We start from the raw sequence: 20,975 nt of genomic DNA on the forward strand, positions 1-20,975 counted from the left end.
CGCGCCGGGCTTCGGCATACGGTCGGCCCGTCACGAACCGGCGAGGTCACGCGCCACGCCGACAGGGCTCACTCCGCGCGGAGGAAGCCCTGCTGCACCAGCCACTCGTGCGCGACCTCGGCCGGCTCGCGCCCCTCGACGTCGACCTTGGCGTTGAGGTCGATCATCACGTCGTCCGTGAGCTTCTTGGTGACGGGGGCGAAGAGCTGGGCGATCTGGGGGTGCTTGGCCAGGGTCTCGTGCCGCACCACCATCGACACGTTGTAGTTGGGGAAGAACTTCTTGTCGTCCTTCATCACGGCGAGGTCGAGCGCCTTGATGCGCCCGTCGGTCGTGAAGATCTCGCCGAACGTGCACAGCCCGCTGTCGGTGGCGGAGTAGATCGCGCCCGTCTCCAGCACCTTGACGTTGCCCGCGGGGACGTCCGTGCCGTACTCCAGCCCGTAGGCCTTGAGCATCGGCCGGAAGCCGTCGTTGCGGCTCGCGAACTCCGACTCCACGCAGAAGGTCCGCTGCGCGACCGGCACCTTCTTGATGTCCGCGAGCGACGACAGGCGGAGCGCGCGAGCCTTCTCCGTGGTCGTGGCGAAGCTGTAGGTGTTGTTCATCGGTGCGGGCGGCAGCCAGGTCAGGGCGTGGGTCTTGGCGTCCTCGGCGCGGACCGCTTCGTACTGCGCGGCGGGGTCGGGGATCGGGTCGGTGTGGCCGAGGTAGGAGATCCACGCGGTGCCGGTGTACTCCCACTCGGCGTCCACCTGACCCTCGAGCTGGGCCTGCCGGGCGCTCGCCGAGCCGGGGATGTTGGTGTAGTCCTTGACCTCGGCGCCGGCGGAGGAGAGCAGGATCACCGCCATCTTGCCGAGCACCAGCTGCTCGGTGAAGTTCTTGGAGCCGACGGCGACCGACGCCCCGCGCAGGGACGGCACCGCGTCCAGCTCGCCCTGCAGCTGCCCCGACGGCGCGTAGCCGCCCGCCGTGCCGAGACCGCAGCCGGACAAGCCGAGGGCCGCTGCGGTCAGCACACCCGCCAGCGCGGTCCTCCTGGTAATCCGTCGTCCAGCCATGGGTCAGAGCCCCTTCGGGGTCGTGAGCGTCTCGAGGACCCGGCCGACCCAGTCGACCAGGAGGGCGAGCAGCGCGACGAGCACGGCACCGCTCACGAGGATCGGGTAGCGGAACAGGTTGATGCCCGTGGTGATCAGCGACCCGAGGCCCCCGGCGTCGATGAAGGTCGCGAAGCTGGCCGTCCCGACGAGGAGCACGAGCGCGGTGCGGACGCCGTTCATGATGACGGGGACGGCGAGGGGCAGCTCGACGCGCACGAGGGTGGCCAGCTGACTCATCCCCACGCCGCGGGCGGCCTCGACGAGCGTGGGGTCCACGCCGCGCAGCCCGGTGATGGTGTTCTGCAGCACGGGCAGGAAGGCATAGATCGACAGCGCCAGCACCGCGGTCCAGAACCCGAAGCCCAGCCACATCGCCAGCAGCACGATCAGCCCGATCACCGGAGCGGCCTGCCCGGCGTTGGCGAACGCGACCACGGGCGCGCTGAACCTGCGCAGGCCGGGACGGGTGAGCAGTATGCCGATCGGCACGGCCAGCCCCACCACGATCAGCGCCGAGACCGCCGTCAGGACGACATGCTGGGTGGCCAGCGTCTGGACGTTGGACCAGGTCAGGACCCGTGCCTCGATGGTGTCGAGGCGTGCGCTGCGACGCCACAGCTCCCACCCGGCGACGCCCGCGAGCACCAGCACCGGCAGGACGAGCAGCATCACCCGGTCGCGGCGGGTCAGACGCCCTGGCCGGGGCCGCGACCGCGCCGGGGTGGCCGCGTCGGACGAGCCGGCCGCGTCGGACCGGCCGTCCGCGTCGGACCGGCCGTCCGGGTCGGTGGGGTCAGCCCCGGAGGCGGCGACCCCGGGTGCGGCGGGGGACGTCATACCGGCTCCTCCTCGCGACCCGCGGCGACGGACCTGATGTGGGTGGTGACCGCGTCGAAGGTCACGGCGCCCTGGTACTCGTCGCGACGGCCGGTGACCACCGCCATGCCCTCGGTCGCGGCCAGCATGCTGTCGAGGGCGTCGTTGAGCGTCGCCCGGCGGTCGATCGTCGTCAGGCGGGACTTGTCGGGCCGGCGCACGGCGTCCCCGTCGAGGCGGTCCAACCGCGTCCAGCCGAGGGGCCGCTGACGCTCGTCGAGCACCAGCAGCCAGGGGTTGCGGGACTCGGCGTGCTGGCGCCGCACCTCGGCCACCCGGTCGCCGACCCGCGCCGTGGCCACCTGCTGGAGCTCGAGGTCGCCGACGCGCGCGAGGCTGAGCTGCTTGAGCGTCGAGCCGGAGCCGACGAAGTCCTCCACGAACTCGTTGGCCGGGGCCGCGAGGATCACCTCGGGGGTGTCGTACTGCGCGATCTGGGCGCCCTCGCGCAGGATCAGGATCCGGTCGCCGAGCTTGATCGCCTCGTCGATGTCGTGGGTGACGCAGACGATCGTCTTGTGCAGCTCCTCCTGGATCGACAGGAGCTCGTCCTGCAGCCGCTGGCGGGTGATCGGGTCCACCGCGCCGAACGGCTCGTCCATGAGGATCACGGGCGGGTCGGCCGCGAGCCCGCGGGCGACGCCCACCCGCTGCTGCTGGCCGCCGGACAGCTCCTTGGGATAGCGGTGCCGGTATGTCGCGGGTGCCAGCCCCACGAGGTCGAGCAGCTCGTCCACCCGCTCCCGCGTGCGGGTCTTGTCCCACTTCAGCAGGCCGGGGACCAGGCCGATGTTCTGGGCCACCGTGAGGTGGGGGAAGAGGCTGCCGCCCTGGATGACATAGCCGATCTTGCGGCGCAGCTGGTCCGGGTCCTTGGTGGTGATGTCCTCGCCGTCGACGACGATGCGCCCCGACGTGGGGTCGATCAGCCGGTTGAGCATCTTGAGGGATGTCGTCTTGCCGCAGCCGGAGGGGCCGACGAACATCACGATCTCGCCGGCAGGGATGTGCAGGCTGAGGCCGTCCACGGCGGGCCGGCTCTGGCCCGGGTAGGACTTCGTGACGACGTCGAGCTCGATGGTGGCGCCGCTGACCTGACGGTCGGAGGAGGGGGTGGCAGGCATCAGGACCGGATTCCCTTCGGGATGGTGAGGCGGCCGACGAGGACCAGGAGGGCGTCGAGCAGCAGGGCGAGCAGCACGATGCCGACGGTGCCGACGAGGGCGTAGGACACGGCGTTGGCGCCGCCGATCTGGGACAACCCGGTGAAGATGTAGCCGCCGAGGCCGGGACCGAGGGCGTAGGCCGCGATGGCGGCCACGCCCATCGACATCTGCGTCGACACCCGCACCCCGGTGAGGATGACGGGCCAGGCGAGCGGGAGCCGCACGCGGACGAAGGTGTCGACGGGGTTCATGCCCATGCCGCGGGCGGACTCGACCAGCTGACCAGGCACGCCGTCGAGCCCCACGACGACGTTGCGCAGGATGGGCAGGACGGCATAGAAGACGACCACGGCCACCGAGGGCAGCACCCCGATGCCGAGGATCGGCAGGGCGAGGCCGAGCAGCGCGAACGACGGGATCGTCAGGCCGATCGAGGTGAGGGCGTTGGCCACGCCGCGCAGGGCGCGCACGCGGGTGACGAGGACGCCCAGGGCGATGGCGACCAGGGTCGCGATCACGACGGCCTGGGTCACGAGGCTGGCGTGCTGGTAGGAGCGGTAGGCGATGTCGGCCCAGCGGTCCTGCACGAACTCGATCACGGCTGGGACTTCTTCACGAGGACGGCCTCCTGGTCGCATCGGCGTCGACGGACCCCTCGGCGCCGTCGCTCAAGGGATCACTAGACCACGCGCCGGGGACCCGTCGGGCCCGCGCGGGTCCTCGTCTCCGGCTCGGCCACCTCTCAACCGCCGGTCCGGGGGCTGTGGGGTGGGCACATCACGGTCGGGTCACGAACTCGCGGATCGGCCTGTCGTCACGGCGATCTCGTCGCCCAGCCGCCATCCGGGGGCCAGCGGGAGCTGGTCGCCCGACCAGAACCGGCCCGGGTCGTACCAGCTGAGCGGACGTCCCGGCTCGAGGAGCCCCATCTCCTCGTAGGTCACCGCGACCACCTCGGCGCAGTAGGCCAGCTCGGGCCGCGCGGAGATCGGACGCTGCTCGTGGCGCCACGGCAGGTGGCCACGCCGCCCCCGCAACCACCGGCCCGCGAGCGCCGCCGTCCGCGGGAAGCTCGTGCCGTCCCAGCGCGCGATGGTCCGCAGCAGCGCGTCCTCCTGCTCGCGCCCCACCTCGGGGGTGAGCTGACGCAGGAACCCGCGCTGCCCGTAGTCGTCGTGCCAGCGCGTCACCGCGTCCCGCAGGTCGTGCAGCTGCAGCCCGCGCTGGTGCTGCCCGGTCCACAGGTCCACCAGGCCCTTGCCGAGCTCGGCGTGCCACATCAGTGGTGGCAGGTCCTCGAGCACCACCGCCATACCGACGTGGTTGACGGGGGCGTTGGTGAGGACCTGGATCGCCCGGTCGGCGCCCTTGGCCCCGCGAAAGACCCAGATGTCCCCGGTGCGCGCGTGGTCCACGGCCTGGTCGAGCGTGATCGCCATGCGCCGAGTCTGGCACCCGCGCCGGGCTGAGGCGCCGCGGCTCGGGTGGCGTGGTGGCTCTCCTCGTGGCGTGAGACGCATCTCGTGGTGGAAGCTCCTCGGCGCGGCCGGCCTGGCGGGCGTCGCGGCGACCGGTGTGCTGGCGGCGCGGGGCGAGCGGCAGCGGCGGTCGATGACGCCGGCCGAGGTGCGGTCGCGGCTGCACCGGCGGTATGCCGAGCTCGGCGACCCCTCCTACCGCCGGTAGGCGCGGCGGAGCTGCACGTCGAGCGGAGGCACCCCGGAGCCGCACACCGGCAGCGGCGACAGGTCGAGGCGCGAGCGGCGTGAGCTGCACTGGGTTGCGTGGAGGCGGCGTGAGGCCGGGCGGCTGACGAGGCGGGCGAGGAACATCAGTTCGTCCCCACCGTGCCCGGGGCGAGCTGCCCCGGCTGCCCCACCTGACCGGGCGCGATCTGCCCCGCCTGACCGGGCGCCTGGCCCGGCATACCGCCTCGTCCGTCACGGAAGCCGCCGCCCGGCCCGCCCGGACCTCCCATCCGGCCTGTCCCGCCCTCGCTCTGGCTGTTGATGGTCGGCGCGGCGGCGGCGATGGCACCTCCCCCGATCGAGGCCATGCCGACAGCGAGCGCTGCGGCCACGGCCGTCTTCTTGCCCGACCACCGGGCGGGGAGCACGGCCGGTGCCACCGAGGCTCCGTCGGACGCTTCTGCCGAGGGCGTCGGTGCAGCGTTGATCGTGTTCGTGGCGTCGTTCTTGAGATGAGGCAGCATGTCGGTCTCCTTGCCGGCGGGGTCTCTGGCTTCCACCGACGATCCGGAGCCACGCTGTGGCGGGGCTGTGGCCTCCATGTCGAGGGGCCAAGAGTCCGCCATAGTGGTCCCACAGGATCGCCACAGGAACGACCTGTCACCACCACAGGAAAGCCGGGTGTCATGAGGAGCATGAGCACGCACACCACCTCCACCCCGGCGCTGCGCCGCCTCGACGGCTCCCCCGTCCGGGTCCTCGTCGTCGACGACGAGGCCAACATCGCCGAGCTGCTGTCCATGGCCCTGCGCTACGAGGGCTGGGAGGTGCGCACCGCCGGCACCGGGCTCGAGGCGGTCCGCGCCGCACGGGAGTTCAAGCCCGACGCCGTCGCGCTGGACATGATGCTGCCCGACTTCGACGGCATGGAGGTCCTGCGCAAGATGCGTCAGGACGACCCCAACATCCCCGTCCTGTTCCTCACCGCCAAGGACGCCGTCGAGGACCGCGTGGCCGGCCTGACGGCGGGCGGCGACGACTACGTCACCAAGCCGTTCAGCCTCGAGGAGGTCGTCGCGCGGCTGCGAGCCCTCATGCGCCGCACCGCGATCGCCGAGGAGGAGTCCGCGTCGGTGCTCGTCGTCGGCGACCTGGTCATGGACGAGGACGCCCATGAGGTGCGCCGCGGCGACGACGAGATCACGCTGACGGCGACGGAGTTCGAGCTGCTGCGCTATCTCATGCGCAACCCCAAGCGCGTGCTGTCCAAGGCCCAGATCCTCGACCGCGTCTGGAACTACGACTTCGGCGGCCAGGCCAACGTCGTCGAGCTCTACATCTCCTACCTCCGCAAGAAGGTCGACCACGGCCGCGACCCGATGATCCACACGATGCGGGGCGTCGGCTACGTCCTCAAGCCCGCCAACGGCGCCTGACCACCTCATGCGCGTCCGCGACTGGTCGCTGACCACCAAGCTCGTGACCTCGATGGTCGCGCTGTTCCTCGCCGTCACGGTGGCGATGGGCGGCGCGACCGTGCTGGTCATGGACCAGCGCCTCACCCAGCAGGTCGACCAGCAGCTGCTCGAGCAGTCCCAGATGGTCGACCGCGGGGGGCGCTTCGGCGGCGACGACGTGGTCCGGGCCTGCACCAGCCGTCCGCCGGGCACCGGCGAGGGGATGCTGCGCCTGTGCCTGCAGGACGGCAGCGCGGTCAGCGACTACGTCATCTCCGACGGCGATTACTCCCGTCTCACGACCGCGCAGGTCGGCACGATCTCGCAGTCGGGCGTCGGCAGCCAGCCCCGCAGCGTCGACGTCGACGGCCTCGGTGGCTACCGCCTCGTCGCGTCCTACCGCTCCGGCACGACCATCGTCACCGGCATCCCCCTGCACCGCGTCAAGGCCTCGGTCCAGGAGCTGCTGCGGACGATCACCCTGGCCTCCCTGACCGGCCTCGCGCTCATGGCGCTGGTCGGGATCTGGCTGGTCCGCCGCAGCCTGCGTCCCCTGCGCCGCGTCGCCGACACCGCCACCCGCGTCTCCCAGCTCGACCTGGCACGCGGCGAGGTGGCCCCCATCGAGCGGGTCCCGGGCGAGCTCACCAGCCCGCGCACCGAGGTCGGCCAGGTCGGCCACGCCCTCAACACCCTCCTCGACAACGTCGACAGCTCCCTCACCGCACGCCACCAGTCCGAGACCCGCGTCCGGCAGTTCGTGGCCGACGCCTCGCACGAGCTGCGCACACCGCTCGCCTCGATCAGGGGGTATGCCGAGCTCAGCCGCAAGGAGCGCGAACCCGTGCCCGGAGGCGTGCGGCACGCCCTCGACCGCATCGAGTCGGAGGCCAAGCGCATGACCACCCTCGTCGAGGACCTGCTCCTGCTGGCCCGCCTCGACGCCGGTCGCCCCCTCGACCACGCCCCCGTCGACCTGTCGATGCTCGTGCTCGAGTGCGTCAGCGACGCCCAGGTCACCGCGCCCGGGCGCCGCTGGGAGCTGGACCTGCCCGAGTCGGTCATCGAGACGACCGGCGACCGCGGCCGGCTGCAGCAGGTGCTGGTCAACCTGCTCGCCAACGCCCGCAGCTACACGCCCGAGGGCACCGTCGTGCGCACCTCCCTGGCCGTCGAGGGCGACCGCGCGGTCCTGAGGGTGCTGGACGACGGCCCCGGCATACCAGAATCCCTGCAGCCCAACCTCTTCCAGCGGTTCACGCGAGGCGACACCGCCCGCAACCGCGCCGCCGGCTCGACCGGCCTGGGCCTGTCGATCGTCGACGCCGTCGTCAAGGCGCACCACGGCGACGTGCGCGTCGACTCCGTGCCCGGGCGCACGGAGTTCACGGTCACGCTCCCCCTCCGATAGCCCTCGCCCCCCTCCGTCGTCCAGCACCCGGCGAGGGCCCGTAGGGGCGGCAAAGGGGGCTCATAGGGTCCCCACAACCGCGAGGCCGAACGTTGGGGTCATGACGATCTCGACCCTTCGGCGCAGCGCCCGCGGACTCGCCGCACCGCGCACCGCCCCTCGCGAACAACCTACGGCGGCAACGCCATACACCCAGGGGCGGGCGGCCCGCCTGTGGCGCGGACCGGCCGAGGACCCGAGCTGGGCCCGCCCGTCGCTAGTCATCCTGCTGTGCGCGACCGCGGCGTTCTACCTCTACGACCTGACGAGCTCCGGCTGGGCCAACGCCTTCTACTCCGCCGCCGTGCAGGCGGGCTCGGAGTCGTGGAAGGCCTTCTTCTACGGCAGCTCGGACGCCGCGAGCGCCATCACGGTGGACAAGCCGCCGGCCTCGTTGTGGGTGATGGCCCTGTCCGTGCGGATCTTCGGGCTCAGCTCGTTCGCGATCCTGCTGCCCGAGGTCCTCATGGGCGTGGCCTCGGTGGGCGTCCTCTACGCCACGATCAAGCGCCACTTCGGTGCCGCCGCGGGCCTGATCGCCGGTGCCACGCTGGCGCTCACGCCCGTCGCGACGCTGATGTTCCGGTTCAACAACCCGGACGCGCTGCTGGTGCTGCTCATGACCCTCGGCGCCTGGGCCACCGTCAAGGCCGTCGACGAGAGCCGCGCCCGCTGGCTCGTCGCCACCGGCGTCCTCCTCGGGTTCGGCTTCCTCACCAAGACCCTCCAGGTGTTCCTGGTCCTGCCGGCGTTCGCGCTCGCCTACCTCCTGGCCGCCGACACGACGCTCGGCCGCCGCATCCAGCACCTGCTCGCGGCCGGGCTGGCGATGGTCCTCTCCGCCGGCTGGTGGGTCGCGATCGTCGAGCTCGTGCCCGCCTCCGCCCGTCCCTACATCGGCGGGTCGCAGACCAACTCCTTCCTCGAGCTGACCTTCGGCTACAACGGGTTCGGGCGCCTCACCGGCGACGAGACCGGGTCCGTGGGTGGTGGCAACGGGTGGGGCCAGACCGGTCTGACGCGCCTGTTCGACGCCGAGATCGGCGGGCAGATCTCCTGGCTGCTGCCGTCCGCGCTGCTGCTGCTCGTCACCGGTCTCGTGATGCGGGGGCGCCTCCCCCGCACCGACGGCCGCCGCGCCCAGCTGGTCGTGTGGGGCGGCTGGCTCGTGATCACGGCCCTCACCTTCAGCCTCATGGCGGGCATCTTCCACGCCTACTACACCGTCGCCCTGGCCCCGGCCGTGGCCGCGGTGGTCGCCATCGGCGCCACCCTCGCCTGGGAGCGTCGCGACCGGTTCGGTATGACGACCCTCGCGGCCGCCACCGCCATCGCGTCGGCCTGGTCCTTCGTCCTGCTCGCCCGCTCGGCCGACTTCCTGCCCTGGCTGCGCTGGGTCGTGGTCGTCCTCGGCCTGGCCGCCGCCCTGCTGATGCTGGTGCTCGACCGGATCCACGCCTCGGCGGTCAAGGTCGTGGCCGGGGCCGCCCTCGTCGCGGTCCTCGCCGGGCCCGCGGCCTGCAGCGCGCAGACGGTGACCACCGCGCACACCGGATCGATCGTCACCGCCGGCCCGTCGACCGGGTCCGGCACGGGCGGTCCCGGCGGCGGCCCGGGCGGGATGGGTGGCACGCCCCCGCAGGGCACCGCCAACGGCGCCACCGGCACCGCGAACGGCCCCACCGGCACCACCAACGGCCCGACCACCGGACGTGGTGGCATGGCTGGAGGCATGGCCGGCGGCATGGGCGGCCTGCTCGGCGCCAGCACCCCCTCGACCGAGGTCGTGAGCGCGCTGTCCGCCGACGCCGACCGCTACACCTGGGTCGCGGCCGCCGTCGGGTCCCAGAACGCAGCCGGCCTCCAGCTCGCCACCGAGCAGCCGGTGATGGCGCTCGGCGGCTTCAACGGCACCGACCCGTCGCCGACCCTGGCGCAGCTCCAGGCCTACGTCGCCTCCGGGCAGATCCACTACCTGCTCGCCTCCGGCGGGATGGGCGCCATGGGCGGCTCCTCGACCGAGACGTCCACCACCAGCCAGATCCTGGCCTGGGCGGCCGCGAGCTACCGGACGGTGAGCATCGACGGCACGACGTTCTACGACCTCACCCAGCCGCTCGCGGCGTCCTGACGAGGCGCCGGGCTCCGGCATACCTGCTCCGACCGACCCCCCACGGAAAGGATCAGACGATGGCACCCACCACCTCACCCGAGGCACCTGACCGCGAGCCGGCGCAGGGGCGTCCGGCCGCTGGGCTCGCCACGCAGCTGGGCAGGTTCGCGACGATCGGGGTGGCGAGCACGGTGCTCCACCTCGGGATGTTCGCGGCGCTGACCGGAGCGCTCGGAGCGTTGTCGGCCAACCTGGTGGCGCTGCTCGTCGCCACGGTCCTCAACACCGCCGCCAACCGGGCCTGGACCTTCGAGGTGCGGGGCCGGCAGGACGCGCTGCGGCACCAGCTGCAGGGGCTGGCGGTGTTCGCGGTCACCTGGGGTCTCACGAGCCTCGCGCTGCTCGGGCTGCAGACCGCGGCGCCGGGGGCCTCGGCCGGCGTGCAGACTTCCGTCGTCGCGGTCGCCAACGTCGTCTCGACGCTGGTCCGGTTCGTCGCCCTGCGCCGCTGGATGGCCGCGCCGGACCGCGAGGCCTCCGACGTCGAGGCGTCGACGGTCGAGCGCCACCCGGAGCTCGAGCCGCTGGACTAGCCCGAGAACCTCCGCAGCTCGTGGCGGGCCACGGCCATGAGGTGGACCTCGTCCGGCCCGTCCGCGATGTGCATCTGGCGGGCGTAGGCGTTGAGCTCCCCCAGCGGCGAGTCCTGCGACAGACCCAGCGCGCCGTGCGCCTGGATCGCCCGGTCGACCACGGTGCTGGCCATCGAGGGCGCCACGACCTTGAGCGCGGAGATCGCCGCGGCGGAGTCCTGGTCGTCCTGGTGGTCCAGCGACCACGCCGCGCGGTAGGCCAGCCACCGGGCCTGGTCGATCGCCACGCGAGACTGCGCGACCCACTCCTGCACGAGCCCGTGCTGCGCCAGCGGCCGCCCGAAGGCCACCCGTCGCGGCACGCGCTCGGCCATCAGGTCGAAGGCGCGCTCGGCCACCCCGACGAGCTTGAGGCAGTGCGTCAGTCGGGTGGGCGCCATGCGGGCCTGCGCCAGCGCGTAGCCGCGGTGCAGCGAGCCCACGACGTTGGCCAGCGGCACCCGCACGTCCTCGAAGACGACCTCGCCGTGCCCCCCGGTGTAGGGGTCGTCGTAGCCCAGCACCGACATCGCCCGCACGACCTGCACGCCCGGGGTGTCCCTCGGCACGATCACGACCGAGTGCTGCAGGTGCCGCTGGCCGCGCGGGTTGGACTTGCCCATCACGAGCATCACGCGGCAGTCGGGAGCCATGGCCCCGCTCGACCACCACTTGCGGCCGTTTATCACGACCTCCTGGGTCTGCTCGTCGACCTCGATGGAGGTGGAGATGTTGCCCGCGTCTGACGAGGCGACGTCCGGCTCGGTCATCGCGAAGGACGAGCGGATCTCGCCGGCCGCCAGCGGTGCGAGCCAGCGCTCCTGCTGCTCCGGCGTGCCGTGGCGCAGCAGCAGCTCCATGTTGCCCACGTCGGGGCTGTTGGCGTTGATCGCCTCCGGCGCCAGGTGCGGCGACCGTCCCGACAGCTCGACGACGGGGGCGAGATCGAGGTGGCTCAGCCCCGAGCCGTAGGGCGCGGGCAGGCCGAGGTTCCACAGCCCGGCGGCGCGGGCATGGTCCGCCAGCCGCGCCATGACGGCGGGGCGGGTCCACCGGTGCTCGGCATCCAGCTCGGCGACCTCGCGCCGGGCGACGGCCTCGGCGGGATAGACCTCCTCCTGGAGGAAGTCGGCCATCCGGTCGCGCCACTGCTCCTGCACCGGAGACAAAGAGAAGTCCATGCCATCACGTTAAGGCGTGCCTCACCCCGGCCGTGACCGGGGTCTCACTTCGGACAGGGCGCCCGTATGCCGAGACGGCGGCCGGGTCGGCATACGGCCGGGAGGGCTGGTCGCGGGGAGACGCGAGAGCCCCCGACCGCTGTGGTCGGGGGCTCTCGATCCCTCGTGAAGGGTGTGGCGGAGGTGGCGGGATTTGAACCCGCGAGAGGTTTTCAACCTCAACCCGCTTAGCAGGCGGGCGCACTAGGCCACTATGCGACACCTCCAGTGCAACTTGCCCAGGCTACCGGTCGGGCGCGGGCCGGAGCAAAACGTCCGGCCCGCGCGCCGGTCAGCCCTTGCTGGTGTCGCTGCAGACGTCGTCGCTCGCGACCTTGGCCTGCAGGGTCGGTGTGCTCGACGTGGTGCTGCCCGGCACCGGGGCCGCCGTGATCGGCTGCGCCGGCAGCGGCGTCGTGCCCGAGCGGTTGGGCACCGCCACGACCTTGGGGGCGCCACGCCCGACGGACACCCGCACCGGGGCCCCGGCGGGACCGTCGGCCCTGAGCGACGCGCCGGGGAAGGCGAGCGCCACCTCCTGGGCCTGCGCGAGCTGGGCCGCGGAGTGGTGGACGACCACGCCGTTGCTCGGCGAGGCGGCCGCCGTGACGGCGCCGACGGTGAAGCCCTGCACGCGCAGCGCCTGGGCGACCTGACCGCCGAGACCGCTCGTGCCCGAGGAGTTCTCGACGCTCACCGTGACCGAGCTCGGCGCCACGGTCGGGGTCGCGCTCGGGGAGGCGGAGGCGGAGCTCGAGGCGCCGGTCGTGCCTGGCCACGGCTTGTCCTCGCGCAGGATCTCCCACAGGTCGGTGGCGGCCGGGCTCAGCTGCACCCGGTCCCGGTTGGCGGGGTAGGGCTCGACCGGAGCGGTGATGAACCGGATGCCGGCGGGCCGCAGCTCGCGCAGCTGGGAGGCGAGGCCGGACAGCGAGGAGACGTTGGCGAGGTCGGCGTCGGTCTTGAGCGACTTCGTGGCCGCGTCGAGGACGTTGTAGAGCTTGGGCGGGTTGAGCAGCACGCCGGTCGAGGTCGCCTGGCGCACCACGGCCGCGAGGAAGTCCTGCTGCAGGCGCACCCGACCGGTGTCGGACCCGTCACCGACACCGTGGCGCGTGCGCACGAAGGCGAGCGCCTGCTCTCCGTCGAGCCGGTGCCGTCCGGCCGCGAGGTCGAGCCCGCTGTACTTGTCCTTGACCGGGGAGGTCGTGCAGATCTCGACGGTGCCCATCGCGTCCACGATGTTCTTGAAGCCGGTGAAGTCCACCGTCATGACGTGGTCGATCGAGACGCCGGTGTTCTGCATGACCGTCGCCACGACGCAGCTGACGCCGCCGTCCTCGATGTTGGAGTTGAACATCCGCTTGGTCCACCGGCTCACCGGCGCGTCGATGACGCATCCGGGGCCGGCGCCGGTCTGCGTCGACGTGGCCGCGGTGGCGGGCGTGGTCGACGAGGTGGCCGCCCTCGGCGTCGCGGCGGAGGAGGCCGACGCGGACGACTCACCCTGGCGGGGCGGGGCAGGGATCATGGCGTCGCGGGGGATGGACACCACGACGGCCGAGCGCCGGTCGGCGGCCAGGTGCACGAGCATCGTCGTGTCCGAGCGCAGCCCCGGGTCCTCGGTGGGGTCGCCATACGCGCTGTTGGCACCCTCACGGGTGTCGACCCCCATGACCAGGAGGTTCATCGCGGTGTGGCCCGTGGTCGGGTCGGTGGTGGCGCCCGGCGCGGGCTTGAGGAGGTTGTCGGTGATGTCCAGCGACGAGAGGTTGCCGTTCAATCGGTATGCCGCGTACAGCCCGCCGCCGACGACCACCGCCAGGACGACGACGAGCGCGATGACGATCCCCTTGAGGATCGGACGCCGGCGCCGCAGGGCGCGCAGCTCTCGTCGGGTGAGATCGGAAGGCAGCGAGGACTCCGGGGTGCTGGAGCCGTCCGGTGCCGATCCAGCCGGCATGGAGGCCGCCGAGCCCGGGCGTGCGGACTCGTCAGGATCCTTCACGGGGCGACCTTTCAGGTTGGCGACGGCAGGCGTTGGCCGACCAGACTTCAGCCGAGTGTATCGACGCAGCCTGGGCAAGCCTTCCTGTTGACGCCGAGAACCCCCGACAGGTTGCCTGTCGGGGGTCCTGGTCTCCGGGTCCGGCTCCGAGGGAGCCGGTCAGCGCCGGAGGAGATCGTCGGGGATCAGATGGGGCGAACAGCGTCCGCCTGCGGGCCCTTGGGGCCCTGGGTGACCTCGAACTCGACGCGCTGCGCCTCATCGAGGCTGCGGTAGCCGTTGCTCTGGATCGCGGAGTAGTGGACGAACACGTCCGGACCGCCACCATCCTGAGCGATGAAGCCGAAGCCCTTCTCAGCGTTGAACCACTTAACGGTGCCCTGTGCCATGGGTATTACTACTTTCGTTATGTCTGGCTATGACCGGGGAGCAGGATGCTCGCCGTCCAGATTGCCTTACCCCCCACGTCACGGGACATGCCCGTCCTTCGTGAACAACCCCCGCGCGCCCGACCTGTCGAGATCAGGAGGCGGAGGGTTACATCTACGTCTTGCGAGGAACTGCTTCAGCAACCACTCCCAAACCTACCATCGAGGCCCTCCGCTGTGATCCCCCGGAGGTGAACAACCGGTGTCTGCAACGATCCGTCTGCCACGACGTCTCGGCACCTCTGGCGGAGGGCGTGGGATTCGAACCCACGAAGCCGGGGCTACCGACTTAGCGGTTTTCAAGACCGCCGCACTAGGCCACTATGCGAGCCCTCCCGCCCCGCCGACCTCGTGCGGGACCCTCCCAGCCTACCGGGACGGGGGGCGGCAAAAAATTCGGCCAAAGGTCATAACGCGGGGGCGCGCGGGGCATGGGGACGACAAGCGAACACTCCAACCGGAAGGATCCATCATGCTCAACAAGCTCAGCTTCCTGGCCGGCGTCGGTGCCGGATATGTCCTCGGTGCGCGCGGCGGTCGTGGGCAGTACGACGCCCTCAAGCACCGCTCGACCTCGGCCCTGCAGAACCCGTCCGTCCAGAGCAAGATCGCGGACGCGGCGCAGGCGGTCAAGGCCCAGACCCCGCCCCAGGCGCACGGGCTGGTGGACAAGGCCGTGAGCGCCGTCTCCGGCGGCACCGCCCCGGCGACGTCCACCTCGACGTCCTCCTCCACCTACACCACCGGGGTCACCCCGGCCACGGGCGTCCGCACGGACTACACGGCCGACCCGGTCGGCATGCCCAACACCCCGTCCAGCACGGGCCTCGGCACGGACGGCCGTCTCGCCTGAGATCCTGTCGTCGACGACCGCTGCTGCGGTCACCCCCATCACCTAGGAGATACACATGCAGAAGCGACTGATGTTCATCGCCGGCGCCGGCCTCGGCTACGTCCTCGGCGCTCGCGCTGGTCAGGGCCGCTACCAGCAGATCAAGTCCCAGGCGGACTCGGTCTGGAACGACCCCCGCGTCCAGGAGAAGGTCTCCCTGGCCACGGAGGCCGTCAAGGAGAAGGCCCCCGTCGTGCAGGCCAGGGCCCAGGAGGCCGCCGCGGCCGCCCAGGCCAAGGCGCAGGACGCCGCCGGTGCCGCCCAGGTCAAGGCCCAGGGTGCTGCGGCCGCCGCCAAGGCCAAGGTCTCCGGCGACCACTCCGGCAACCAGATCGGCGTCGAGAGCTCGAGCGACGTGGAGCCCCAGACCGTCAAGTACGAGTCGGGCCGCTGACCCAGCTGCTCGCACCGCACACGACGAGGCGCCGCATCCCAGAAGGGGTGCGGCGCCTCGTCGTGCAGCGGCCGTCGGGCAGCAGCCGTCGGGCGGTCGCAGCCGTGCAGCGGCCCGAGCGGACCTAGATCCAGACGGCGGGGTCGTCGTACATCGCGTCCGTGGGGCTCTGGTCCGGCCCCGGGATGCGGACCTGCGCCGGGATCCCGACGGCGACGGCGTTGGCCGGGACGTCCTTGACCACCACGGCGTTGGCGCCGACCTGCGCGCCGTCGCCGAGGGTGATCGCGCCGAGCACGCGCGCGCCGGACCCGATCGTGACGCCGTTGCCGAGGGTGGGGTGCCGCTTGCCCTTGGCGAGCGAGCGGCCGCCCAGGTTGACGCTGTTGTAGAGCATGCAGTCGTCACCGATCTCGGCGGTCTCGCCGATGACGACACCCATCCCGTGGTCGATGAAGAAGCGCCGGCCGATCGAGGCGCCCGGGTGGATCTCGACGCCCGTCACGGCGCGAGCCACGTTGGACAGCAGCCGCGCCGGGAGCCGCAGCGAGGGCCGCTGCCACAGCTGGTGCGTCACGCGGTGGGACCAGATGGCGTGCAGGCCCGGCGAGACGAGGGCCATCTGCAGGCGCCCCGTCGCCGCCGGGTCCCGCTCGATCGCCGCGTCGAGGTCCTCGAGGACCCCCGCGACGAAGCCGACCCGGCCCTGGCGCTGCGTCACGAGCGGGGCGAGGTTGACGCCGGCCTTGGCGCGATAGGCCTCAGCGGTGGAGAAGGTCGTCATGTCATCAGCTCATCTCGTGTCGCGGTGGGACTGCGGGCGGTTCGGCATACGGCCGCTCAGGAGGTGATGCCCTCGAACAGCACGGTGGACAGGTAGCGCTCCCCGAAGGACGGGATGATCACCACGATGGTCTTGCCGGCGTTCTCGGGACGGGCGGCGACCTGCGACGCGGCGTAGAGCGCGGCGCCAGAGGACAGACCGACGAGCAGCCCCTCCTGCGTGGCGGCCTTGCGGGCCCACTCGACCGACTGGTCGATGTTGACGTCGATGACCTCGTCGTAGATCTCCGTGTCGAGGACGTCGGGGACGAAGTTGGCGCCGATGCCCTGGATCTTGTGCGGGCCGGCCTGACCACCGTTGAGGATGGCGGACTCGGCGGGCTCCACGGCGATCATCTGCACGCCCGGCTTGCGCTCCTTGAGCACCTGGCCGACGCCCGTGATGGTGCCACCGGTGCCGATGCCGGCCACGACGATGTCGACGTTGCCGTCGGTGTCGGCCCAGATCTCCTCGGCGGTCGTGCGGCGGTGGATCTCGGGGTTGGCGGCGTTGGCGAACTGGCGGGCCAGCACCCCGTCCCGCTCCTTGGCGCTCTCCTCGGCCTTGTTGACAGCGCCCTTCATGCCCTCGGAGCCGGGGGTGAGTACCAGCTCGGCGCCGTACGCCTTGAGCAGGGCCTTGCGCTCGGAGCTCATCGTCTCGGGCATGGTCAGCACGACCTTGTAGCCGCGGGCAGCGCCGACCATGGCCAGCGCGATCCCGGTGTTGCCGGAGGTCGCCTCGACGATCGTGCCGCCCGGCTTGAGCTCGCCGGCCTGCTCGGCGGCGTCGACGATGGCGACTCCGATGCGGTCCTTGACCGAGCTGGCGGGGTTGTAGAACTCGAGCTTGGCCGCGACGGTGGTGCCGCTGTCCTTGGTGTCGATGATCCGGTTGATGCGCACGAGGGGCGTGCGGCCGACGATCGCAGTGACGTCGTTGTGGATGGGCATGGGTGCGTGCTCCGCTCTGTCGATGTCTGACGGCTGATGGCTGTGTGGGCCTGCCGAGGTCTCGTCCGAGGCAACGTCCGAGGGGCGCAGGTGATTCCCACGTTATCGCTTGTCCAACATTGTGTTATGAGAACGCCGGCAGCGCAGCCTTGTCCCACCGACCGGACCCGTCCGGGCTAGCGATCCCCGTCACACATCACTCGTCAGACATGCCCTTATGTCACTACCCGACCGTAGGATCACCGCATGTCAGCACTGCAGATCACGGCCCTCGTGCTGTGCTTCGTGATCCCGAGCATCGGATGGCTCCTGCTCTTCCGGCAGGTCTTCCGCTTCACCCGGGTGTTCCGCTCAGGTCAGCCCGACCCCACGCGGACCGACCAGCCGGCCAGGCGCACCATGACGCTCGTCCGGGAGTTCCTCGGTCACACCCGGATGGCGCGCCTGCCCTGGGTCTCGATCGCCCACTGGTTCACGGCACTGTCCTTCTTCGTCCTCTTCTCGACGCTGGTCAACGCCTTCTTCCAGCTCGTGTGGGCCGACTTCCGACTGCCGCTGATCGGCCACTTCCCCCCCTTCGAGTGGCTCGTCGAGCTCCTCGCCTGGGGCGGCCTGCTCGGCATCCTCTTCCTGATCGTCGTCCGGCAGCGGCAGCACCCCCGCAGCGCCGCGGGCTCCGACGGACGCCGCTCGCGGTTCTTCGGCTCCACCTGGTGGCAGGCCTACTACGTCGAGTTCACGATCCTCGCCGTCACGATCTGCATCCTGTCGCTGCGCTCCCAGGAGGCGGCGCTGCTCAAGCTGACCTCGCCCGAGGAGAGCATCGGCCTGCACTTCCCGCTGACCGGCTGGATGTCCGGCCTCTGGGGCAACCTGTCCGAGCCGTGGCTGCGCGAGTCGATCTACCTCGTCGCGATGATCAAGATCCTCGTGTCCTTCGCGTGGATGATCACGATCGCCCTCCAGCCCACCATGGGCGTGGCCTGGCACCGCTTCCTCGCTTTCTTCAACATCTGGTTCAAGCGCAACGCCGACGGGCGCACCAGCCTCGGCGCGCTGCAGCCGATGTCCATCGACGGCAAGCCGTTCTCGATGGACGCCATGGAGGACCTGGACGAGGACTCCTCGATGGGCGTCGCCAAGGCCGAGGACCTCACGTGGAAGCAGCTGCTCGACGTCACCACCTGCACCGAGTGCGGCCGCTGCCAGTCGCAGTGCCCCGCGTGGAACACCGACAAGCCCCTCTCCCCCAAGCTGCTCGTCATGACGCTGCGCGACCACGCGCACGCCAAGGCGCCGTGGATGACCGCGTCCGAGGAGGCCCGCGCGGGCCTGCCGGAGCACACCAAGGCGCTCGCGCACATGCCTCTCGTCGGCCAGACCGGGTATGACGAGGAGCACCCCCTCACGGCATACGACGCACTCGGTCCCGACGCCGTCATCGACGAGGACGTGCTGTGGTCCTGCACGACCTGCGGCGCGTGCGTCGAGCAGTGCCCCGTCGACATCGAGCACGTCGACGCCATCGTCGACATGCGCCGCAACCAGGTGCTGATCGAGTCGGCGTTCCCGGCCGAGCTCGGCGGGCTCTTCAAGAACATGGAGTCCAAGGGCAACCCGTGGGGCATGGCGCAGCGCGCCCGCCTCGACTGGGCCAAGGACCTGCCGTTCCCGGTCAAGCAGGTCGGCAAGGACGTCGAGGACCTGTCCGAGGTCGACTACCTCTTCTGGGTCGGCTGCGCCGGCGCCTTCGAGGACCGCGCCAAGAAGACCTCGCGCGCCGTCGCCGAGCTGCTCGACACCGCCGGCGTCTCGTTCGCCGTCCTTGGTGACGGCGAGACCTGCACCGGCGACTCCGCGCGCCGCGCCGGCAACGAGGTCCTCTTCCAGATGCTCGCCCAGCAGAACGTCGAGCAGCTCAACGAGGCCGGCGCCACCAAGATCGTCGTGACCTGCGCGCACTGCTTCAACACCCTCAAGAACGAGTACCCGCAGGTGGGTGGCGACTACGAGGTGCTGCACCACACGCAGCTGCTCAACCGCCTGGTGCGCGAGAAGCGCCTCGTCCCCGTCTCGCGCCCGGCCGAGGTGCCCGCGAAGTCCACCAACAAGAACCCCGCCTCGAGCGCACCCGTCGTCACCTACCACGACCCCTGCTACCTCGGACGGCACAACAACGTGTATGCCCCGCCGCGCGAGCTCATCGGGTCGCTGCCCGGCGTCGAGCTGCGCGAGATGCCCCGCCACGGCGAGACGTCCTTCTGCTGCGGCGCCGGCGGCGCACGCATGTGGATGGAGGAGAAGCTCGGCACCCGCATCAACATGAACCGCACCGAGGAGGCGCTCGCCACGGGCGCCGACCGGATCGCGGTGGGCTGCCCCTTCTGCCGCGTCATGCTGTCCGACGGCGTCACCGCCAAGGAGGCCGACGACTCCGCGGTCGAGTCGGTCGAGGTAGTCGACGTCGCCCAGATGCTCCTGGCCGCCGTCCGGCGCGCCGACGAGGTCGAGGCGCCGGTCGAGCCGGCTGCCGAGGCCGCGTCGACGGGTGCAGCCGATGATGCCGCAGCTGCGGCGGCGTCCGGCACGGCCGGGGTCGCCGCAGCCGGCGCACCCGAGGGCATCAAGCCCGACGCCGACGACCGGCAGACCAGCACCACCCCTGCCGAGGAGGCCAAGGCGGAGGAGCAGGAGGAGGTGCGCGTCCCGGAGGAGAACGACGAGCAGGCCGTCCACGCCGCCAACGACGCCGACCCCTGGGACGACGACGACACCACCCCGGCGCCGGCCGCCCAGTCCCAGCCGGAGTCGAAGCCGGCGCCGCAGCCGGAGTCGAAGCCGACGCCCGAACCGACACCGGTCCCTGCCACCGACGACGTCGCCGACCCCTGGGACGACGACACCGCCACCCCGGCACCCGTCGCCCAGACCCAGCCCGAGCCCACCTCTGAGCCCGAGTCGAAGCCCGAGCCGACGCCGGCCCCTGCCACCGACGACGTCGCCGACCCCTGGGACGACGACACCGCCACCCCGGCGCCGGCCGCCGAGACGAAGCCCGAGGCCGAGCCCGCGCCCCAGCCGGAGTCGAAGCCCACACCGGCCACCGAGGACGTCAAGGACCCCTGGGACGAGGACGACGACACCACCACCCCGGCACCCGTCGCCCAGACGAAGCCCGACTCGGAGACTCAGACGAAGCCCGAGCCGGAGCCCACACCGGCAACCGCCCCTGCCACCGACGACGTCGCCGATCCCTGGGACGAGGACGACACCACCCCGGCGCCGGCCGCCGAGACGAAGCCGGAGCTGGAGCCGGAGCCTGAGTCGAAGCCCACACCGGCCCCGGCTCCTGCCACCGAGGGCGTCAAGGACCCCTGGGACGAGGACGACGACACCGCCACCCCGGCACCCGTCGCCCAGACCCAGCCCGAGCCCGAACCGGAGTCAAAGCCGGAGCCCGTGCCTGAACCGGAGCCCGTACCGGAGCCGGAATCGAAGCCCGAGCCCCCGAAGCCGGCGAGCGCCATACCGCCTGGCGATCAGGTCAAGGACCCCTGGGACGAGGACTGAGTGACCCAGGACGAGAGGGGCGTGGCCGCGGCCGCGCCCCTCTCGCATGCGCCCTCCGCCCAGACGACATGAACTGAGCCCCCAGCTCACAACACGCCGCCCACACCCCCGCGGCAGGCCCCCAGACGACACGAACTGAGCCCCCAGCTCACAACTGTCCCCTTGGGCACGGGCGGCGAGGATCCTGAGCGCCACCTAT

At 71.6% G+C, this 20,975-nt stretch carries 19 protein-coding genes and 2 tRNA genes; 8 read left to right on the top strand and 13 right to left on the bottom strand.

Going from position 1 to position 20,975, the window contains the following annotated elements:
- Window positions 1-68: 68 nt before the first annotated feature.
- The 5 genes from B4E97_RS17480 to B4E97_RS17500 form a co-directional block, all read right to left on the bottom strand.
- A complete protein-coding gene (locus B4E97_RS17480) occupies window positions 69-1,022 on the bottom strand; it encodes a glycine betaine ABC transporter substrate-binding protein (RefSeq protein WP_349681196.1) in 954 nt (317 codons plus the stop codon).
- 45 nt (window positions 1,023-1,067) lie between these two features.
- Window positions 1,068-1,775: an ABC transporter permease gene (locus B4E97_RS17485; protein WP_286961075.1), complete on the bottom strand. Its 708-nt coding sequence runs from the start codon at window positions 1,773-1,775 to the stop codon at window positions 1,068-1,070.
- A gap of 164 nt (window positions 1,776-1,939) precedes the next feature.
- Window positions 1,940-3,106: an ABC transporter ATP-binding protein gene (locus B4E97_RS17490; RefSeq protein WP_286960997.1), complete on the bottom strand. Its 1,167-nt coding sequence runs from the start codon at window positions 3,104-3,106 to the stop codon at window positions 1,940-1,942.
- Entirely contained in the window at window positions 3,106-3,747 is a 642-nt protein-coding gene (locus B4E97_RS17495; protein ID WP_239261587.1) for an ABC transporter permease, read from the bottom strand. The genes B4E97_RS17490 and B4E97_RS17495 overlap by 1 nt, the downstream gene beginning before the upstream one ends.
- A 189-nt stretch (window positions 3,748-3,936) precedes the next feature.
- Complete coding sequence (locus B4E97_RS17500; RefSeq protein ID WP_286960999.1) at window positions 3,937-4,587, bottom strand: hypothetical protein; 651 nt, start codon at window positions 4,585-4,587, stop codon at window positions 3,937-3,939.
- 70 nt (window positions 4,588-4,657) lie between these two features.
- On the opposite strand from B4E97_RS17500, the gene B4E97_RS17505 reads away from it, so the two are divergent.
- On the top strand, window positions 4,658-4,834 hold the full coding sequence (locus B4E97_RS17505) for a hypothetical protein (protein WP_286961000.1): 177 nt from the start codon (window positions 4,658-4,660) through the stop codon (window positions 4,832-4,834).
- Window positions 4,835-4,979: 145 nt separating this feature from the next.
- Here the strand turns inward: B4E97_RS17505 and B4E97_RS17510 are convergent, their stop codons facing one another.
- Complete coding sequence (locus B4E97_RS17510) at window positions 4,980-5,360, bottom strand: hypothetical protein (RefSeq protein ID WP_286961001.1); 381 nt, start codon at window positions 5,358-5,360, stop codon at window positions 4,980-4,982.
- A gap of 171 nt (window positions 5,361-5,531) precedes the next feature.
- On the opposite strand from B4E97_RS17510, the gene B4E97_RS17515 reads away from it, so the two are divergent.
- The 4 genes from B4E97_RS17515 (at window position 5,532) to B4E97_RS17530 (ending at window position 10,449) form a co-directional block, all read left to right on the top strand.
- Complete coding sequence (locus B4E97_RS17515; protein ID WP_286961004.1) at window positions 5,532-6,272, top strand: response regulator transcription factor; 741 nt, start codon at window positions 5,532-5,534, stop codon at window positions 6,270-6,272.
- A gap of 7 nt (window positions 6,273-6,279) precedes the next feature.
- A complete protein-coding gene (locus B4E97_RS17520; protein ID WP_286961005.1) occupies window positions 6,280-7,704 on the top strand; it encodes a sensor histidine kinase in 1,425 nt (474 codons plus the stop codon).
- 100 nt (window positions 7,705-7,804) lie between these two features.
- The gene (locus B4E97_RS17525; RefSeq protein ID WP_286961006.1) at window positions 7,805-9,874 is read left to right on the top strand and encodes an ArnT family glycosyltransferase; all 2,070 of its coding nucleotides are present in this window, start codon (window positions 7,805-7,807) and stop codon (window positions 9,872-9,874) included.
- 59 nt (window positions 9,875-9,933) lie between these two features.
- Entirely contained in the window at window positions 9,934-10,449 is a 516-nt protein-coding gene (locus B4E97_RS17530) for a GtrA family protein (RefSeq protein ID WP_286961007.1), read from the top strand.
- Here B4E97_RS17530 and B4E97_RS17535 read toward each other — a convergent pair.
- The 5 genes from B4E97_RS17535 to B4E97_RS17555 all read right to left on the bottom strand — a co-directional run bounded on the left by B4E97_RS17535 (window position 10,446) and on the right by B4E97_RS17555 (window position 14,480).
- Window positions 10,446-11,669 (bottom strand): acyl-CoA dehydrogenase family protein, encoded by a 1,224-nt coding sequence (locus B4E97_RS17535; protein ID WP_239261601.1) that lies wholly within the window; start codon window positions 11,667-11,669, stop codon window positions 10,446-10,448. The two genes, B4E97_RS17530 and B4E97_RS17535, sit on opposite strands and share 4 nt — an antisense overlap.
- Before the next feature lie 175 nt (window positions 11,670-11,844).
- Window positions 11,845-11,935, bottom strand: a tRNA-Ser gene (locus tag B4E97_RS17540).
- A 65-nt stretch (window positions 11,936-12,000) separates the two neighbouring features.
- Window positions 12,001-13,716, bottom strand: coding sequence for an LCP family protein (locus B4E97_RS17545; RefSeq protein ID WP_286961008.1), 1,716 nt, complete (start codon window positions 13,714-13,716; stop codon window positions 12,001-12,003).
- 185 nt (window positions 13,717-13,901) lie between these two features.
- Entirely contained in the window at window positions 13,902-14,105 is a 204-nt protein-coding gene (locus B4E97_RS17550) for a cold-shock protein (RefSeq protein WP_019285274.1), read from the bottom strand.
- Window positions 14,106-14,387: 282 nt separating this feature from the next.
- Window positions 14,388-14,480 (bottom strand) — tRNA-Ser (locus B4E97_RS17555).
- Between the two features lie 136 nt (window positions 14,481-14,616).
- Between B4E97_RS17555 and B4E97_RS17560 the strand changes: the two genes are divergently transcribed.
- Both B4E97_RS17560 and B4E97_RS17565 read left to right on the top strand, forming a co-directional pair.
- The gene (locus B4E97_RS17560) at window positions 14,617-14,997 is read left to right on the top strand and encodes a hypothetical protein (protein WP_286961010.1); all 381 of its coding nucleotides are present in this window, start codon (window positions 14,617-14,619) and stop codon (window positions 14,995-14,997) included.
- Between the two features lie 55 nt (window positions 14,998-15,052).
- Window positions 15,053-15,430, top strand: coding sequence for a YtxH domain-containing protein (locus tag B4E97_RS17565; protein ID WP_286961011.1), 378 nt, complete (start codon window positions 15,053-15,055; stop codon window positions 15,428-15,430).
- Window positions 15,431-15,554: 124 nt separating this feature from the next.
- On the opposite strand, the gene epsC is transcribed toward B4E97_RS17565, so the two are convergent.
- Both epsC and cysK read right to left on the bottom strand, forming a co-directional pair.
- Complete coding sequence (gene epsC, locus B4E97_RS17570) at window positions 15,555-16,214, bottom strand: serine O-acetyltransferase EpsC (protein WP_286961013.1); 660 nt, start codon at window positions 16,212-16,214, stop codon at window positions 15,555-15,557.
- A gap of 56 nt (window positions 16,215-16,270) precedes the next feature.
- Window positions 16,271-17,206, bottom strand: a complete 936-nt coding sequence (gene cysK / locus B4E97_RS17575) for a cysteine synthase A (protein ID WP_286961015.1) — start codon at window positions 17,204-17,206, stop codon at window positions 16,271-16,273.
- A gap of 246 nt (window positions 17,207-17,452) precedes the next feature.
- Here cysK and B4E97_RS17580 point away from each other — a divergent pair, with 246 nt between their 5' ends.
- On the top strand, window positions 17,453-20,776 hold the full coding sequence (locus B4E97_RS17580) for a (Fe-S)-binding protein (protein ID WP_286961017.1): 3,324 nt from the start codon (window positions 17,453-17,455) through the stop codon (window positions 20,774-20,776).
- The last annotated feature ends 199 nt before the right edge of the window (window positions 20,777-20,975 follow it).

The sequence above is a fragment of the Arsenicicoccus sp. UBA7492 genome, from assembly GCF_002479615.1.
Lineage (GTDB): Bacteria > Actinomycetota > Actinomycetes > Actinomycetales > Dermatophilaceae > Arsenicicoccus > Arsenicicoccus bolidensis.

What these genes read in the sequence shown, in the direction of transcription:
- B4E97_RS17485 (WP_286961075.1), bottom strand. Translation starts at nt 1,775, where the DNA reads ATGCTGCTCGTCCTGCCGGTGCTGGTGCTCGCGGGCGTCGCCGGGTGG.
- B4E97_RS17490 (WP_286960997.1), bottom strand. Translation starts at nt 3,106, where the DNA reads ATGCCTGCCACCCCCTCCTCCGACCGTCAGGTCAGCGGCGCCACCATC.
- B4E97_RS17500 (WP_286960999.1), bottom strand. Translation starts at nt 4,587, where the DNA reads ATGGCGATCACGCTCGACCAGGCCGTGGACCACGCGCGCACCGGGGAC.
- B4E97_RS17510 (WP_286961001.1), bottom strand. Translation starts at nt 5,360, where the DNA reads ATGCTGCCTCATCTCAAGAACGACGCCACGAACACGATCAACGCTGCA.
- B4E97_RS17515 (WP_286961004.1), top strand. Translation starts at nt 5,532, where the DNA reads ATGAGCACGCACACCACCTCCACCCCGGCGCTGCGCCGCCTCGACGGC.
- B4E97_RS17520 (WP_286961005.1), top strand. Translation starts at nt 6,280, where the DNA reads ATGCGCGTCCGCGACTGGTCGCTGACCACCAAGCTCGTGACCTCGATG.
- B4E97_RS17525 (WP_286961006.1), top strand. Translation starts at nt 7,805, where the DNA reads ATGACGATCTCGACCCTTCGGCGCAGCGCCCGCGGACTCGCCGCACCG.
- B4E97_RS17530 (WP_286961007.1), top strand. Translation starts at nt 9,934, where the DNA reads ATGGCACCCACCACCTCACCCGAGGCACCTGACCGCGAGCCGGCGCAG.
- B4E97_RS17535 (WP_239261601.1), bottom strand. Translation starts at nt 11,669, where the DNA reads ATGGACTTCTCTTTGTCTCCGGTGCAGGAGCAGTGGCGCGACCGGATG.
- B4E97_RS17550 (WP_019285274.1), bottom strand. Translation starts at nt 14,105, where the DNA reads ATGGCACAGGGCACCGTTAAGTGGTTCAACGCTGAGAAGGGCTTCGGC.
- B4E97_RS17560 (WP_286961010.1), top strand. Translation starts at nt 14,617, where the DNA reads ATGCTCAACAAGCTCAGCTTCCTGGCCGGCGTCGGTGCCGGATATGTC.
- B4E97_RS17565 (WP_286961011.1), top strand. Translation starts at nt 15,053, where the DNA reads ATGCAGAAGCGACTGATGTTCATCGCCGGCGCCGGCCTCGGCTACGTC.
- epsC (WP_286961013.1), bottom strand. Translation starts at nt 16,214, where the DNA reads ATGACGACCTTCTCCACCGCTGAGGCCTATCGCGCCAAGGCCGGCGTC.
- cysK (WP_286961015.1), bottom strand. Translation starts at nt 17,206, where the DNA reads ATGCCCATCCACAACGACGTCACTGCGATCGTCGGCCGCACGCCCCTC.
- B4E97_RS17580 (WP_286961017.1), top strand. Translation starts at nt 17,453, where the DNA reads ATGTCAGCACTGCAGATCACGGCCCTCGTGCTGTGCTTCGTGATCCCG.